Origin of the sequence: Pseudomonas sp. ICMP 10191, from assembly GCF_001467335.1 — a bacterium.
GTDB lineage: Bacteria > Pseudomonadota > Gammaproteobacteria > Pseudomonadales > Pseudomonadaceae > Aquipseudomonas > Aquipseudomonas cerasi.
Map to the genome: position 1 here is coordinate 113,649 of NZ_LKGW01000002.1, position 15,174 is coordinate 128,822.

Below are 15,174 nucleotides of genomic sequence, written 5' to 3' on the forward strand. Positions count from 1 at the left end.
GTGGCTGGAAGTCTTGCCTAACCCTAACAGTCCTTACCCGGGCAACAACCTAGCAGTAGTGCTAGTGGGCAACCGATGGGCATCGGCGTAAAAAAAGTCCTATCCGCACTTGCAGGGTCAACCCTTGCGACCTACCCATTTCAGCGGAAACGAGAAAGGAGTCTCACTCATGGCGCTGAATTTCCCCGCCCCCAAGGTGCCTGACTTGCAGCAGCCCGGGAACTACCTCGATCTGGATCAGTTGGGCAGTGCCGACCTGACCACCTGGATCGACTACCCAGGGATCAAGAACGGCGATCGGTTCATGCCCAACTGGCGAGGTTGCGGCGCCCTGGGCGAAGTGGACGACTACGTCAACGATTTGATCGAGGTCGCGGGGCTGCAGCCTGAAGGTATGCTGCTGATGATCACTAACCCGTTGCTGATGAGGCTTGACCAGGGCTGGGTGTTTTACTCGTATGTAGTCGAAGGCAGCATCGAGGAATCCCAGCGCCTGTTCTTCTATGTCGGCAAACGTCCGTCAGCCGCCGCCGGGCTGGGGGTGCCGCAATGCAAGGAGTCTCACGATCTGAAGCTTGACCCCGGCCTGCTGTGGGATCTTTCTGAGCTGTCGATCGTGACGCCGTCGTATCTGGCCATGCGCGAGGGCGACAGAGTGACCCTCACACTGGATCTTTATTACAGTGACGGCAGTTTCGCGCTCCCTGTTATCCTGTCCCGGGTATTGGCGCTGGAAGAGGTGGGCCAGCCTTTGCAGTGGTCGATACCGACTAACGAACTGGTGCCAATTGAAACGGGTGGCTTCGCGCTGATGAGCTACCTCATCGAGTACGGCGATCCCGCATTGACAACGGTTTCGGTCACCCAGTCGCTGGCCATGGTCATACCCTCCTTGGCGTTATTGCCGGCCTTGAAGATCAAGGATTTCAGCGGCGGCTCACTGGACCCGGAAGCCTTCCCTGGCGGCATCACCCTGCTGATCGATCCTTTCGGCATGCAGATCAATGACGATGTCGTGGTTTACATCTCCAGCGGCAATCAGCTGGTGCAGACCCTGAGGGCCGACATATCCAATATCGACAGTGGCGTGCTGCAGTTCTCGCTGGCGAAGGCCTGGCTTTCTGCCAATAACGGCAAGAACATCGAGCTGATGTATCAGTATGCGCGACCGGGCCATGCCGCCAGCTCGTTGCCGCTCAAGGTAACGCTGAGCCGTCCGCTCGATCTTCCTGTGCCCGTTATCGACGACGCCCAGATCGAGAGCGCTGAAGAATGGGGAGTAGTGGGCTATATCCATGCCTCGTTGCTGCTGAGCGGGGTGAGAATTCGCATACCGAAAGATGTGTTCATCGGCGACGACTACACGATACAGATGCACTGGGAGGGCAATACAGGCACGGGCAGCTTTATCGCCGATCCTTCGCCAGACAACCCGCACCTGTTCATCATCCCGTCCACAGCGGTCCCGGCCAATATGGACAAGTGGGTGAGCGTCTATTACAGCGTCGTTTCACCGTTGCAATCAGGCACTTCGCCAGTCTTCAAGCTGGAAGTCAGAGGCCTGGGCTTCGTTTGGCCATATATCCAGATCATGCGACCACGCGTTACCGATACCCTGCTTTACCTTGGCTGTGTGCCACCGGAAGGTGCGCTTCTCGAGCTGGCATCCTGGGCCTACATGGCACCCGGGCAACGGGTACGAATCAAGGTTACTGGCTTGTCCCAGTCGGGTTCGCCACAAGCGCTCGGGCTACGTACCGGCGCCGCCGAACCGCTCACTGAGGCGGAATACGATGCCAGGCAGGTGCCGGTGATCATCCCGAGGGATTTCCTGGACAGTCTGCAAAGAAAGAGTCTGACCAACATCGTCACGGTCGAAGTCAGCTTTGATGACGGGGCGAATTACACACAGTTTCCGTCTATTAATTTCATCGTACTGGATGGTCTTTTTTTATAGGCCGGCAGGCTGGCGCAGGACGCAACAGCCACTGGCATGACCCCACACATACACGGACGTAACCCCATGGCCAATAACACGCTGAACCACCTGACTGAGTGGATGAAAGACCTCGACAATAATGTGATGTGGGGTTGGGACTCCATCGCTGCAATGGCCCGAGGCAAGGTGAATAACCTGTTGCTTCAGGAGTATGTCGCGCGTTTTTCGTCGGATACCTATCTAAAGCCTGTGAGCGGAGAGGTGAGACTGAGCGAAGGGTTTAAAGAATGCATTCACAATTTTATTCTGGATGCGCCCAGGCTGGCCTTCTCGAACGATAACCTCGGTCAGTCTCATGCGACATTGACCTGTTCGATCCTGGGCGGAACCCAATTGACGATGAAGAATAACGTCGATAATTGGGAAGCCTACAGGGTCATCCATATCGATGCGCTGCAAGGTCCGAAGCTGACACTGGATCTCGCGCTGGAAAGGGTCCCGGGCAATATCGAGAGCGATGGCCGGCTGCGGCTCGACCTCAAGGACAGTGACAATTTCATTCTTACCTTCGCGGCTGACAGGACTGACCGCGCACTCGGCGGAGCTTTTTTCAAAGCCTTGTTCAATGCGTTGCCGGACGAGGAGCGCATATGGACGCTTGGCGTGATCAAGCGTGGCACGAATAATCTGATGCACCCACAGTCTTTCAAACTGCGCACCCAGACCAATCCCGCTTCACCTCTCGACCCGCATGCCGCCAACTACGGCGACGGGGCCGTGTTGGTGTTCATTCGTCTGGAAGGCAGTCAGGAAGGCGGCGACATCCCGGTAGAGTACCAATACCTGATACCGGATGATGTCGGGAAAGATTACTCGGCCACCGTGTTGTTCAGTGCGGAGCGTACGTTCAAGGCGGCACTGTTCATAGGTGAAGTGACCAAGACCATTGCTTCGGTTATTGAAGGCGTGGTGTTCAAACCTGTTCATGATGGCTCCGGCCGACTGGTCAAGGCGACGGCCACGTCGGGGAGACTGAAGACGTCCGAGTCGAGCAGCCAGGATGTCCAGGTTCAAATCGATGGCGTGTCAGTCCTGGCAAATGTTTACAAAACCGAGACCTGGCTTGATGCGTTGGGGAGCACGCCTTTGTCTGTGGAGCTCATTGCCGATGGCACGGTGGCATTGACCTGGAAGTCCAAAGCAACCCCCGGCGTTGTGCTTACGTTGCCAGGCCATGGGGCGCTGCTGGTCATGAGCAAGGTCGTCACGGTCGATGTACGGTGCATTTATACCTTCGCCGAAGAAAACAACGACTTGGTTTTGATCCCCAGCCTCACGATAAACACCATCATCGATGGCCTGACTTTCGTGGAGATCCCTCCACCAGCAAACAGCTTTTCATTACTGTTTTTAATAGAGGCGGTAAAAAGCAATTTTGAGAAGTTGAACAAGGACCCGTTCGAGTCCGACATCAAAGCCGCACTGGCACGCAAACTCGCTACTCGTGTGCCGATCAGTTCGTTCATCCGGGACAGTATCGATCTCAATTTCAACGAAGCCATTGTGCCTGATGTACTGCGTGGGCCCAGAGACATAGCCGCCTTCGGCCGCATCAACAGCTCCGGGGCAGACTTTGTCGTCAGCCCGGCGGAGCATCTGATGGTGGTCGACAGTTCCACCACCTTCTCCATTCAACCGCCGGGTGCGAATGTGACCTGGAGTGTCGAACGTCTGCAGGGCGATGCGCAGAACTTCGGTGCCATCAATGGCACCGGCCGATATTACGCGCCAGAAGCCTCTTTGACCGAGCTTGCGTTCACGCGTGTTCGGGTGACGGCCACTGACATGAACTCCAACTATCAGAGTTCGGCGCTGGTCACGATCGTGACCAACCCGATCACCGTCAATCCGTTGATTCAGGTGTGTGACGCCGGGCAGATTGTGGAGCTTGAGGCAGGTTCGCTCGGCACAGAAGAAATGCACTGGTCGCTCAAGGATCCGGTTCCCGGCGAAAGCGGTGTTCTGGAGGGCAGTGCACTGGCTGATGGTGATCACCGTTACGTCGCGGCGCACAAGGTGCCCGGCAAAACCTATGTTCTGGATCAGATAGTCGTGACCGGCGGGCAGGCGAGTGTTTCGTCGTGGGTATTGGTAAAGCATCAGACCCCATTGATAACGGTGAAAGTCGTAAAAACCGTGGAGGTTTCTGAAGTTCTGGAGGTTGCGAAGGTCGACAAGCCCGTGGACGTTGTGACCATTCGTGCCGATCAGGTTCAACTGCAAGCGTTTGCCAATGCCGTTGCGCTGCCTGGCGTCAAATGGAGAGTAGGCGCCGGGAGCGGGAGCATCAGTGACGGCTTGTACACCCCCGACATATCGTCGACTGACCGGTTTGTGCTTATTTTTGCCGAGGCCGATCATCCAGTCTTTGACGTCATGGAGGGGCATATCATATTGCCGCTACCGGTGGGCGGGTTTGCCCCGGAGCTGGAATTGATGAAGGGCAAAGAAGTACCGGCGTCCTGACCGAATGCGCATCGGTCTTTGTATATCAACATCACAGGAGGTGATGTCATGGCTGGTTATTCAGCGGAAAGTCTGCTGGCATGGATGAAAAATACCACGCGTCTCAGAGGCTGGGACGCGATCATTGCTCTGGATGGCGACAAGGTCAACGAGCTCCTCGACCAGGTTTACCAACAGAGTCTGGCCCAGGGAATGTCGCGTCCGGTGCCGGACGGAAGTATCACGATTCCCGATACACATGATTGCCATATTTTCTCGGGCTGCGTTCTCGGGCCACCAGGCTTGTCGTTCAAGCACAGCGTTCTGGAGCATTCGCTGCTGGCCTGGCGCATTTCAGTTATCGCCGGTTTGCATACCGTGATAGAGAACGCTCAAGGGCAGCACAATATTCACAGAATCGCAGCCTACGACCCACTGAACGCGCCAGGCCTGGATTTCGATCTGGAACTGAGCAGTCAAAGCGCGGATCTGGTGGTGGACCTTGGTCTGGCTGAAAACCTTTCACTGGATTTTCCGGGCGGTTCTACCGAACGAGAGAAGATCGGCGACTTTTTTCAGGATTGGTTCAGCAACCCGGAAAATCATGAGCAGCAGTTCAGGCTGGGTATTTTCAACGAGCAGAGCAACGAATTGCTCAATGTACGTAGAATCGATGTGCGATCACAGCTTGAAAGCCCCGATGCTGTATCGGTCCATAAAAAAGGCGCGTTGCTGCTGTTTGCGACCATGGAATACGGCGTGACGGGCGGGATTCCGGGTGGCGACTCCGACTTCCGTTACCTGATTCCCAACGATGCTCAGCAGTCGTACTCGGCGACCGCTGTGTTTTCCTCTCACGCACTGCACCGTGCTGCCTTTGGCCATGCGGTGATACAAATGCTGCAAGCGCCTGACTTCAGTTTCAGCGTTCCGGACGATAAACCGCTGCAGCGGATGGTCGCTCAGGCCGGCACGTTTGCAGTTCCGGCTGGAGAATATCGCAGCGCGGAATTCGTCTTTGAATCGGAACCGTTCAGCGTTCAGGCCTTCAACGCCCAGCATCCCCTGACCATTGACTTCGAGTACGCCCAGACCACGCAGACCTGGGAATTTCCCTGCACGCTGGGCTTTCGCTACAGAGCGCTGGACAGCGATGAATGGCAATCGCACAACGCTACCTTCAACATCAGCCTCAGGCATGAGTTTCATCTGACCGAAGGTGGGTCGGATGGTCAGGCAGTGGAAGGGCATCTTTATACACCTTACCTGTTCGACCATGAAGTCAGCGCCGCTCCAGGAACACTGAACAACCTGAGTTCCGGGGAGCTGGAGCAGGTCAATGGTTTCGTGGCCTACACCGTCAAGCACGCGTTGCTGCAAGGGTTGAGCAAAACCCTGGATGCAACGGGCGCCGAGCGTTTTCTGGGCGGCTGGTTATTGCCTGACGAGCAAGTGTTGCAACCTGTACTCAAGCGCCTGCCTTATGACCAGGTCGTGTTCGGACGCATCGATCCCGGTGCGTCGACGTTCAGTATCGCCGGGCACCAGGCATTGATCGCTACGGGAGAAGCGCTGCAATTGACCACCCAGCCTGCGCGGTCGGGCATCGTCTGGACCCTGGAAGATCCATCGGATGACGGTACTGAAGGTTTGGGAGAAATCGATAAGCAGGGTCGGTATACGGCGCCCGCAGCGCTGCCCGCAAAGCAGGGTTTTCAGCGTGTACTGATCAAGGCGATGGACCCGGTGTCGGGGCATTACAGTACCGCTGTGGTGACGGTGCTCACCAGCAGCGTCAGCGTCAGCCCGTTGATTCAGGTGTGTAATCACGGTCAGCGGGTAGCGCTTACAGCACGCAGTTCGCGTGCAACCAGCCTGAAATGGACGGTGGTCGATCCGGTAGCCGGAGAAAGCGGGACGCTTGAGGACGGCGTTGATGCATCGCATGAGAAGTTTTACGTCGCCGGTGCAGGGGGGGCAGGGAATACCTATGTCCTTGACACAATAACGGTCAGCGACGATCAGCACACCCAATCGATTCAGGTACTGGTCGTTCGCCACCCTCCGATGCTGTTCATAACGCTTGCCAGCGTCAATGATCAGCGTGCCGAGCTGAAAGTCGTCGTCAATGGCCGTGACCTTCCAGTCACCTGGAGTATTGACGGGCCGGGCTCTATAGACGCCACGGGTGTGTACAGCAGTGATGCCAAAGCACCCGAACGCTACGTTGTCGTGTTTGCAGAATTTGAAGACGAGGTTTTTGGCACAATGGCCGGGCACTTGATTCTGCCGCTGCCATTGAGTGGTTCCTCCGGTGTGTTGCAGGCACTGACCGGGACAGCGGGGGGCACGGCGGCTAACGCAATGCCCCGTTCATTGAGCGGTATTGTGCAGCGAGCGGGTGCAGGTACCTTGACCCAAGGCTGGGGAGCCGTCGCGGCAGTCAGTCGCAGCGAGCTCAACCGGCATATAGAGCAACAATACATCGAGCGCTATCAGGATCTGGCCTTCTTGCCGTTGTTCACCGGCGACATCGTGGTGGATGAGCGACAAGGCGACACTGTTCGTCTGAAACAGGTCGAGCTGGGCGTGCCGGTCCTGTCGTTTCTGCCTGACTCGCCGGGCTCCAGCAGTGTCCTCGTCACGATGAACATCGTGTCTGGCCGTTACAGCGGCTTGCATCAGCCGGAGGGGAGTGTAACTACCGTGTCCGGCAGCTTCATCATCAGCGAGCCCATGGGCTTCAGGCTGGCGATGACTGTCGAGCTCTTCGTGGATGAGGAGGGGCATGTGCTGCTCGATCTGGCCGGCGGGGCTGGCGTTGCCTGTAGTCTGGGGGGCGTCAATGAGGCGATCAACCAGCGACTGGCGGATTTCTTTGCTGAGGCGTTCAAGGACATTGCGCTTCATCGCCGGGTTTTCTCAGTGCTGCAGGCACAGCTCAATCGCTACCATGTTCAGACTCCAGGCAGCTTGCGGCTTGTTACCCGCGCCGCGCCGCGTTCAAGCGATGCGCGCATGGACACGACCGGTGATGGCGCGCTTGTGCTGTTCATGCACGCGCAGGATAGCGACGCCGAAGGCGTGTTTCCGCCGACAGATGATTTCGTTTATCCGATACCTGATGATCGTGGGGCAGACGGTCAGTCAACCTACGGCACGGTGCTGATGCTCTCGCAGGAGACTCAGTCGATGATCGAGCGTGAAGGCCTGCAGGTGGCGGACAGCCTGAAGTTCACCGGTGGATGCGTATTCGAACCACTTGAGCAGCACCGCCCGGATGACCTGCTGTTGTTTGGCGGCCTTCGGTCGAAACAGGCCAGTATCACACCCCTGTTCTCGACCCTGACGGCCGGGCAGACCCAGCGTTTTGTCCTGTGCAACCCGCAAGGCGAAGAAATACCGGCCACCAGCTGGAGTGCATTAAGCATTCAAAGCCACCTGGCTGCCGGAAGCGGCAGCATCTCTTCCAGCGGCGTCTACACGGCGGCGGGTATTGAGGCGATCGGCCATGACGCGCTGCGCGTGGTAATCACAGCCACGTATGAAGAGTCAGGCGCTGTCGTCAAGGTCTCGGCGCTGGTGGGTGTGGTATCACGCAGCATGGAGTTGGCGCCACGTGTAACGGTAGTGCCAGGGGGGGCTGCGCTGCAAACGGTCTCGCTGGCGGCTTCGACGCTTGACGGCAGCCCGGTGAGCTGGGCGTTGCTGGGCTCCGAGCTTGGCAGGTTGAGTGAGGCCGGCAAGGGCGCGCTTTTCAGTCCGGATGCCAGGTCCGGGAAAAGAGCGCTGGCCGTGCAACAGATAGAAGCGTCGGGCAATGACCTTGGCATCGCAACGGTGCTTGTTGCCAACGGGCAGCAAATGCTGCGTGTCGAGCCGGCTTTCGTACCCAGAGCACGGCCAAAGGTAGCGGTGCAGCTACAGGATGACCGCGCACTGCTGCCCGGGCTTGAGCGACGCTGGAAGGTGGTGGGGGGGCCAGGCACTGTTGATCGGCAGGGGCTTTTCATGCCTCCCGATCAGACGCTTGTCGCCAGTAGCGTGGTGAGCTGTGAAGTGGTGAACAACGGGGTGGTTCTGGCGTGCGGCTATAGCGTCATCGAATTATCCGAGGTCATCGATGAAGGCAGTTGGACCGAAATGTCGATGTTTACCATCACGGTCCCTGGCTCGTCATCGCCTGACAATACCAAAGGTAATCTGTACCCCAACGGTTATCAGCAAATCAGGCTGCAGGTCAAGACCCAGGTGATGCCGGACAACGAAATCGAGTACGAGCTGAGTCCCACTGAAAGGGCCTCCATGCGTCTGGTAGACGATGAAACCGGCCAAAATATCGAGTCAGTACTCCCCCCTCTCGACGGCATGTCCGAGGGCGATAAGCAGGCGTGGCGCGTGCGCAGTCAACATAACCGTTTCGAGCTGTCCGGGACCGGCATCTCCGCTGCTGAATCGGGCCTGGATGCGCAACGGCCAGTCGTGCAGGACTTCTACCTGCACAGTCGGGCGGAAACGGGTTTTGTCGGCGTCTTCCACGCGACCTTCCGGGCCGACGCTACCGGCTTTTGGTGGACCTCTGTGCGGTATGAAGATGTGAACAGCACGGTTGAAATAACGCCGCGACGCTTGCCAACGTTCGATTCCCGCAATTACACCTTCCTTCCTCGGCGTGCTCATGGGGATGGCGGAGATCCTCCGGTTGAGCCGCCGGTGGAGGGGCCTCCGGACTTCGGTGAGGATGTGCATTTCGATTACCAGTTCGAGACTACTGATTACTGGACGCTGGCTGCCATTAACCCCGATACCCAGCAATGGGTGAGTTTCCAGACGCTGAAGTTTCTGCCCTCCGAGCCTGACAGTGATGTGATCAATACGTCGATCATTCTTTGGGAGAGCCAGCAGGAAAACGAAGTCATGTTCAGCTGGACGGGATTTATCTTCGACGACCCGGCGGTTCCCGGTGATGTAAGCAAAGTGCACTTCGACGACGCGCTTCAGGACGTGATGGGCGATATTAAGTCGTTGGACATTGACGTCAAGATGTCCGTATTCGAGGCCGGCAAACTGGTCATCAGCCTGCACCGCCTCCGGGGCCTTCAATACATCCCGGAAGGTGACCCCGCACGCGATAAATTGACGGGTGAACTGGTAGTTCTGTTGGTCGATAAGCAAGGCAATGCCCATAAACGGCGAATCGGTTTTCTGGCCGACGGCGCCGGTAGGCGCAACCGTCTCATGCATACCTTCTATTCGGAAACGCTGCCCGAATGAGGCATTGATGCAACACACTGACAGGGAGTCATTATCATGAATGCGTTAAGTAAAACCTTGGCCTGCATGGCGCTTACGGGTTTGACAGGCTGTACGCTCGTCCCGTCCCACAGCCCCGTGCCAAAGCCCCAGGCACAGGCGGTTCGACTGATCATGCTCGCAGCAAACGCTGATGGCGGAGGCAAGAACTGCACCTTTACCGCCCAGGACGACACGGTTTATCTCAACAAGGGCGATCATTCGTGCACGAACGATGAGATGAGTTTTATCAAGCTGGATAATGTGCGCTCAGCCATGAAGATTTACCTGGAATCCAGAGACTGTAATGATTCGGGAGGCTGGGTATTTGGGCTCGAGACGTATATCGACCCCTTGACAACAAAATGGATATCCATCGACCAGCTCAGAAGCAAACCGGTCGGCACCATCGTCAGTCGCGGCGTTGTTGTGATCAAAGCGTATGACGGTGATGAAAATATAAAAGGCAAGTTGTCCTGCGTCCGTGTCGATGTATCGAGTTAGTCGTTAGTACAACTGAACTTGTCAGGCCTGCTTAACCGTCGCCCCCGTGGGCGGCGGTTATCTTAATACATAACGTTCGAGGTTCATGGAACATGACAGCATCGACTTCCGTACACTCCAACGCGTTCAACTTTCTCAGTTATGTACAGAGCGGCGTTGACCCCCGCACCGGGCAATACACGGTGGCGATCACCTTGCCCGACGTCAAGACCAACGGATTGCGTGGCCCGGGCATGCCGCTGGCACTCAGTTATAACCCTCTCAACCGCCTGGACAGCGGCTTTGGTCTTGGCTGGAACCTGCCATTGTCGCAGTACGATCCTGGTAACCAGATCGTATCGCTGAGCAGCGGCGAGACATTCAAGGTCGATAGTACCGGCAACGGCCAGATGCTGATGTCGGAAAAGAAAATCGACAGCTTCCACTTGTACAAGGAGGACGATAACCACTACCGGGTGATGCACAAGTCCGGTCTGGTTGAGCAGCTTGAAATGCGCGGCAGCGGCACCAACAGAGTCGCGCTGCCGGTGCGCGTATTTGCCCCTGAAGGCCACAGTGTCACGCTGGGTTATGCCTCTTTCGGCGTGCATCAAATGCTCAGCGAAATCAAGGATGACTCGGGTCAGGTCCTGCTCGGCATCAGCCGCGACGCAACGTCGGTGAAGCTGCGCATGACCACTGGCGAGGGCCCGGATGCGACCTTCGTGATGGTGCTGGCCGGATCGAATCACCATGTCAACCGTATCGAATTGCCGACCGACAATGCTGCTTCCTGGCGTTTTGCATACAGCACGATCCGTGAGCATTTATGCATCACGTCGGTGGAAACACCCGTTGGCGGTCGGGAAGAGGTCTTTTATACCGACAGCGGCCATCAGTTTCCTGCGAGGGCGGCACGTCCCGCTCTGCCCAGAGTCACGCGCCATCGCACGACGCCCGGCCTGGGTCAGGCGCAAATGGATGTTTATTACACTTACCAGGACAGCGCCGGGCGCGAGCGCAACTTTCTGGGCGCAGGGCTGGATATCGCCTGGGAAGACAATGGTCTGGACAATCTGTATCGATACCTCGGGGCGGAGCCGTACGAGTATTCGTCGACCGAGACATGGCGTGTCCAGGTCGCGGGCAAGGCTGATGCCGAGCGCAGCATCGAACGGACCTTCAACCAGTTTCACCTGCTCACTCGAGAAACCACGCGCAAGAACCTCACCGTCAAGCAGGTGGACACTCGTTACTACATCGAGCCGGGACAACCCTTTTTGACTCAGCCAGCCTACTGCCAGTTACCCAAAGAGGTGCAGACCACTTGGCGGCTGTCGTCAGACGGCAGTGTGCCGCGCAGCGAGACTGTCAGCAGCACGTATGACAAGCACGGTAATCTGCTCACTCAGACTCAGGCCAACGGTGTGGTCGAGGTCAGTGAGTGGTATCCGGCCGCCGGTGAGGACGGATGCCCGCCAGACCCCGAAGGCTTCGTCCGCTGGATGAAAAGCAGCAAGGTCATCCCGGCCTTGTCCAGCTACGGCAAGGCACCGGTCCTTGTCACCCGCTATCGCTACCTGGCGTTGCCTGCGGTGGATGGCGGCCAGCGACAGGAATGGCTTGCACCGCAAAGCGAGACCTTATTGACGCAGGCCCCTGAGCAGGAACAGCAACGCACGACCTATGAATACTTCGATGAGCCGAGCAACGCAGCCCTGCACGGTCGGCTCAAACTGCAGCAAGTGATCATGGGCGGGAAGGTGACCAGCACAGCGTATGCCTACAGCATCTGCAAGCGCTCCTTCGAGACCCCGGCCCAAGGCTCGCCTGATGGCTTCGCTGAGCGCTTCGTTAAGGGTTCCCCTGAGAGCAACCGTTACGCCGCGATGGTGCTGCAAACCGTACAGACCGTGACCGGCTTCGATGGCGCGAAGAAGGTCATCACGCTGGAGGATTCTCTGCTCAACGGCGAACCCTTGCTCAATCGCGATGACAACAATGTGGAAATTCGCTACGTCTACGACAGCCTGCGTCGTGTACTGAGTGAAACCGTGGCACCAAATGATGAAACCTACAGGGCGACCAGAAGTTACGAGTATCAGCTATGTGCCAAGGCGACTGATCGGGCCATGCAGACGCTCATCGACGTCAAGGGGGTAAAAACCTGCAGTCATTTCGATGGCCTCAACCGAGTCGTCTATGAGGAGCGGGATGACGCAGATAACCCTGCGCGCGCCGGCAAGCCTCGCCAGACCTACGCGGCTGTTTACGATGCGTGGGGGCTCATGGTCAGTGAAACCGAGTTCGACTGGCTGGGCCAGCAGGATCTGGCGCTCAAGAGCGTCTTCGAATACGACGATTGGGGCGAACAGCGCTGCGTCACCGGCCCGGATAACGTCAAGACGTTCGAAGAGACCGACCCCATTGGTACGGCGCAATCGCAGGGCCCGATTCAGCGTAGCTGGATCGAAGGCAACGGTGGCGGGAAGAGCGAGTTCGCCGAGACCTGGATGAACCTGTTCGAACAGCCGACCCGCAGCGAGCGAAAGGATCAGGCTGAAAACTCGGTCAGCCTGAGCCAGTACCATTACGACGGCCTTGGCCGCCGTGTCGAGGAAATTGTCGGGGAGGCAAACGGCGGGCGGCGCACCACCTCTGTTTACGACGTCTTCGATCGGGTGATCGAGTCCACATTACCAAGCCGGGCCATCGTGCGTCGCAGCTATGCAAGCTACAGCAGCGAAGACTTGCCCGTCAGTATCGGCATCGAGCACAACGGCAAAAGCATTGTGCTGGGAGAGCAGGAGTTCGATGGGCTGGATCGTCTGGTCAGTTCTGTCACCGGTGGGCGTAAACGTACGCTTGTTTACGACCCCGGTCTGCTGCAACCCAAAACGGTAACCCTGCCCAGCAAGCGGAAAATCGACTATGAATACAAGCCCCAGGTCGGCGATGAGCCGTGGCGCAGGGTGCAGTCCGAAGCTGTGCCTGAACCTGAAACCACTCGCGAAGTCGATCCGCTGAAAGAGTCGGGGCCGGCCCGGATTGCGGAGCCGGGTGTGGCTGCCGATTACACTTACGATGAGCAGAATGCTCGTCTGATTCATTCCTCGGAGCAGGGCGAGACACTGGATCGCACGTATTACAGTACCGGATCGCTGAAAAGCGAGAAGCGTACCTCGGCAGGCAAAACCTACGACATGTTCTACAGCTACAGCCGACAGGGTCTGCTGCTGTCTTACACCGACGTACTGGGACAGGAGCAGGTCAATCGCTATGACAACTGCGGTCGTCTTTACGAAACCTCGCTGGGTGAGGTCTATTCAACGTTCGACTACGACACTGTCTTTGGTCGCCTCGCAAAAATCACCACCACCGACAAAGCCGACAGCAGCCGCGAAAGAACCGTCGCGATCAGCCTTGAATATGATGACCTGGGTCGGGAAGTAAAGCGTACGTTTGACCTCGACGGTGTCGAGCAACAGATGGTTCAGGTCTATGACGATGTGGATGACATGGTCCAGCGTACCCTGAGCCAGGGCACGGAAATACTCCGTGACGAAGCCTACCGCTACGATACATCCGGTCGCCTGATTCAATACCAATGCACGGGAACTCAACGGCCGGTGGACCCCTATGGCAGGACCCTGCTCGCGCAGAATTTCATTTTCGATGGCGCGAACAACCTGACGGTTGTCACGACCCGCTTCGATGGCGGTACCAACAATGCCCGGTATTTTTACGAAGGTGACGATCCCGTGCAGTTGAGCCGGGTAACGAACAGCAATGATCAATATTACCCGGCTGAAATCAAACTTCGCTATGACCTGGACGGCAATCTGGACATAGACGAAGCCGGGCGCACGCTCAAATACGATCCCCTCGGCCGCCTGATCGAAGTAGGCACGCCGTCAGCCGGCATTCACTACCAGTATGACCCCCAGGACCAACTGACCGGGGAGACCCGTGGCGGCGACAGGCACCTGCGCTTCTATCGCGACGGAGAGCTGGCCAATCAACTCGGTAGCCATGCCCAGAGCACCTTCATGCGTGGCGACGACTACCTGCTGGCCGAACAGCAGATCGATCGGACGGTGCTGCTTGCCACCAACGACAGTGACAGCGTGCTCGGTGAAGTCGATGCCAACGGGATCAATCGGAGGTGGTATACGGCTTACGGCCACGCTAGCGGCGAAGATCCACCGCACGGCAGACTGGGGTTCAACGGCGAACTGAGCGAGGCGGATACCGGCTGGCAAATGCTGGGTAATGGCTATCGGGCCTACAGCCCGGTGTTGATGCGCTTCAACAGTCCCGATAGCTGGAGTCCGTTTGGCGAGGGAGGGGTGAATGGGTATGCGTATGTTGAGGGCGATCCGGTGAACAGGGTGGATCCGTCGGGGCATAGTCCTTGGGGGGCGTTGATCAGGCTTCTTACGGCGCCTCTCAGTTCGACGGCCAAGAATATCCCCAAAAGCCTCCTCAAGACCAGATACAGTGAGTCAGCCCGATTAAGTAGAGTGACGGCTAAGGATGTCGTAAATATTGACAAGCACGTGGCGAGACAGGCGGTAAAATCGGATGTCGCGTTCAAGGAACTGAAAAGTGTTCAGACGAAACTTGATCTTGCAGTTTCCAAAGGGCTTGATACTTCAAGGCTCGCCAAAGAATACAAAAAAGCACAAGCAAACTATCAACCGTTTCAGGACCTGTACGAGGCTTCAACGTTTGCCAAAACTAATGTCGGGCAACGAGCGATCACTCCATATGCAAGAGATGTGTTCAAGCGCTCGGCGAAAGAGTTTGATATTGATGAGGCTGTCGCTGCTCAACAACAAAGGATAGCGCTGGGTAACAAACGGGCGAAGCCCAGTGACATAAGACTCCCCGAGGGTGAAAGACATTACTTGGGTTCGAATCCTGATTACTAACCTGGTGCTTTAGCATAACCG

5 protein-coding genes are annotated in these 15,174 nt (G+C 57.1%); all 5 read left to right on the forward strand.

Features of this window, described 5'->3' with window-relative positions; genetic code table 11:
- Window positions 1-169 precede the first annotated feature (169 nt).
- The 5 genes from AO388_RS01820 (at window position 170) to AO388_RS01840 (ending at window position 15,153) form a co-directional block, all read left to right on the forward strand.
- Entirely contained in the window at window positions 170-1,957 is a 1,788-nt protein-coding gene (locus AO388_RS01820) for a hypothetical protein (protein WP_058415987.1), read from the forward strand.
- Between the two features lie 66 nt (window positions 1,958-2,023).
- Window positions 2,024-4,465 (forward strand): hypothetical protein, encoded by a 2,442-nt coding sequence (locus tag AO388_RS01825; protein ID WP_058415988.1) that lies wholly within the window; start codon window positions 2,024-2,026, stop codon window positions 4,463-4,465.
- 48 nt (window positions 4,466-4,513) lie between these two features.
- Window positions 4,514-9,718, forward strand: coding sequence for a hypothetical protein (locus tag AO388_RS01830; protein WP_058415989.1), 5,205 nt, complete (start codon window positions 4,514-4,516; stop codon window positions 9,716-9,718).
- A gap of 36 nt (window positions 9,719-9,754) precedes the next feature.
- Window positions 9,755-10,240, forward strand: a complete 486-nt coding sequence (locus AO388_RS01835) for a hypothetical protein (protein WP_058396457.1) — start codon at window positions 9,755-9,757, stop codon at window positions 10,238-10,240.
- Window positions 10,241-10,332: 92 nt separating this feature from the next.
- Complete coding sequence (locus AO388_RS01840; RefSeq protein WP_058415990.1) at window positions 10,333-15,153, forward strand: RHS repeat domain-containing protein; 4,821 nt, start codon at window positions 10,333-10,335, stop codon at window positions 15,151-15,153.
- Window positions 15,154-15,174 lie beyond the last annotated feature (21 nt).

Coding starts and splice junctions, on each gene's coding strand:
- AO388_RS01840 (WP_058415990.1), top strand. CDS start 10,333: ATGACAGCATCGACTTCCGTACACTCCAACGCGTTCAACTTTCTCAGT.
- AO388_RS01835 (WP_058396457.1), top strand. CDS start 9,755: ATGAATGCGTTAAGTAAAACCTTGGCCTGCATGGCGCTTACGGGTTTG.
- AO388_RS01820 (WP_058415987.1), top strand. CDS start 170: ATGGCGCTGAATTTCCCCGCCCCCAAGGTGCCTGACTTGCAGCAGCCC.
- AO388_RS01825 (WP_058415988.1), top strand. CDS start 2,024: ATGGCCAATAACACGCTGAACCACCTGACTGAGTGGATGAAAGACCTC.
- AO388_RS01830 (WP_058415989.1), top strand. CDS start 4,514: ATGGCTGGTTATTCAGCGGAAAGTCTGCTGGCATGGATGAAAAATACC.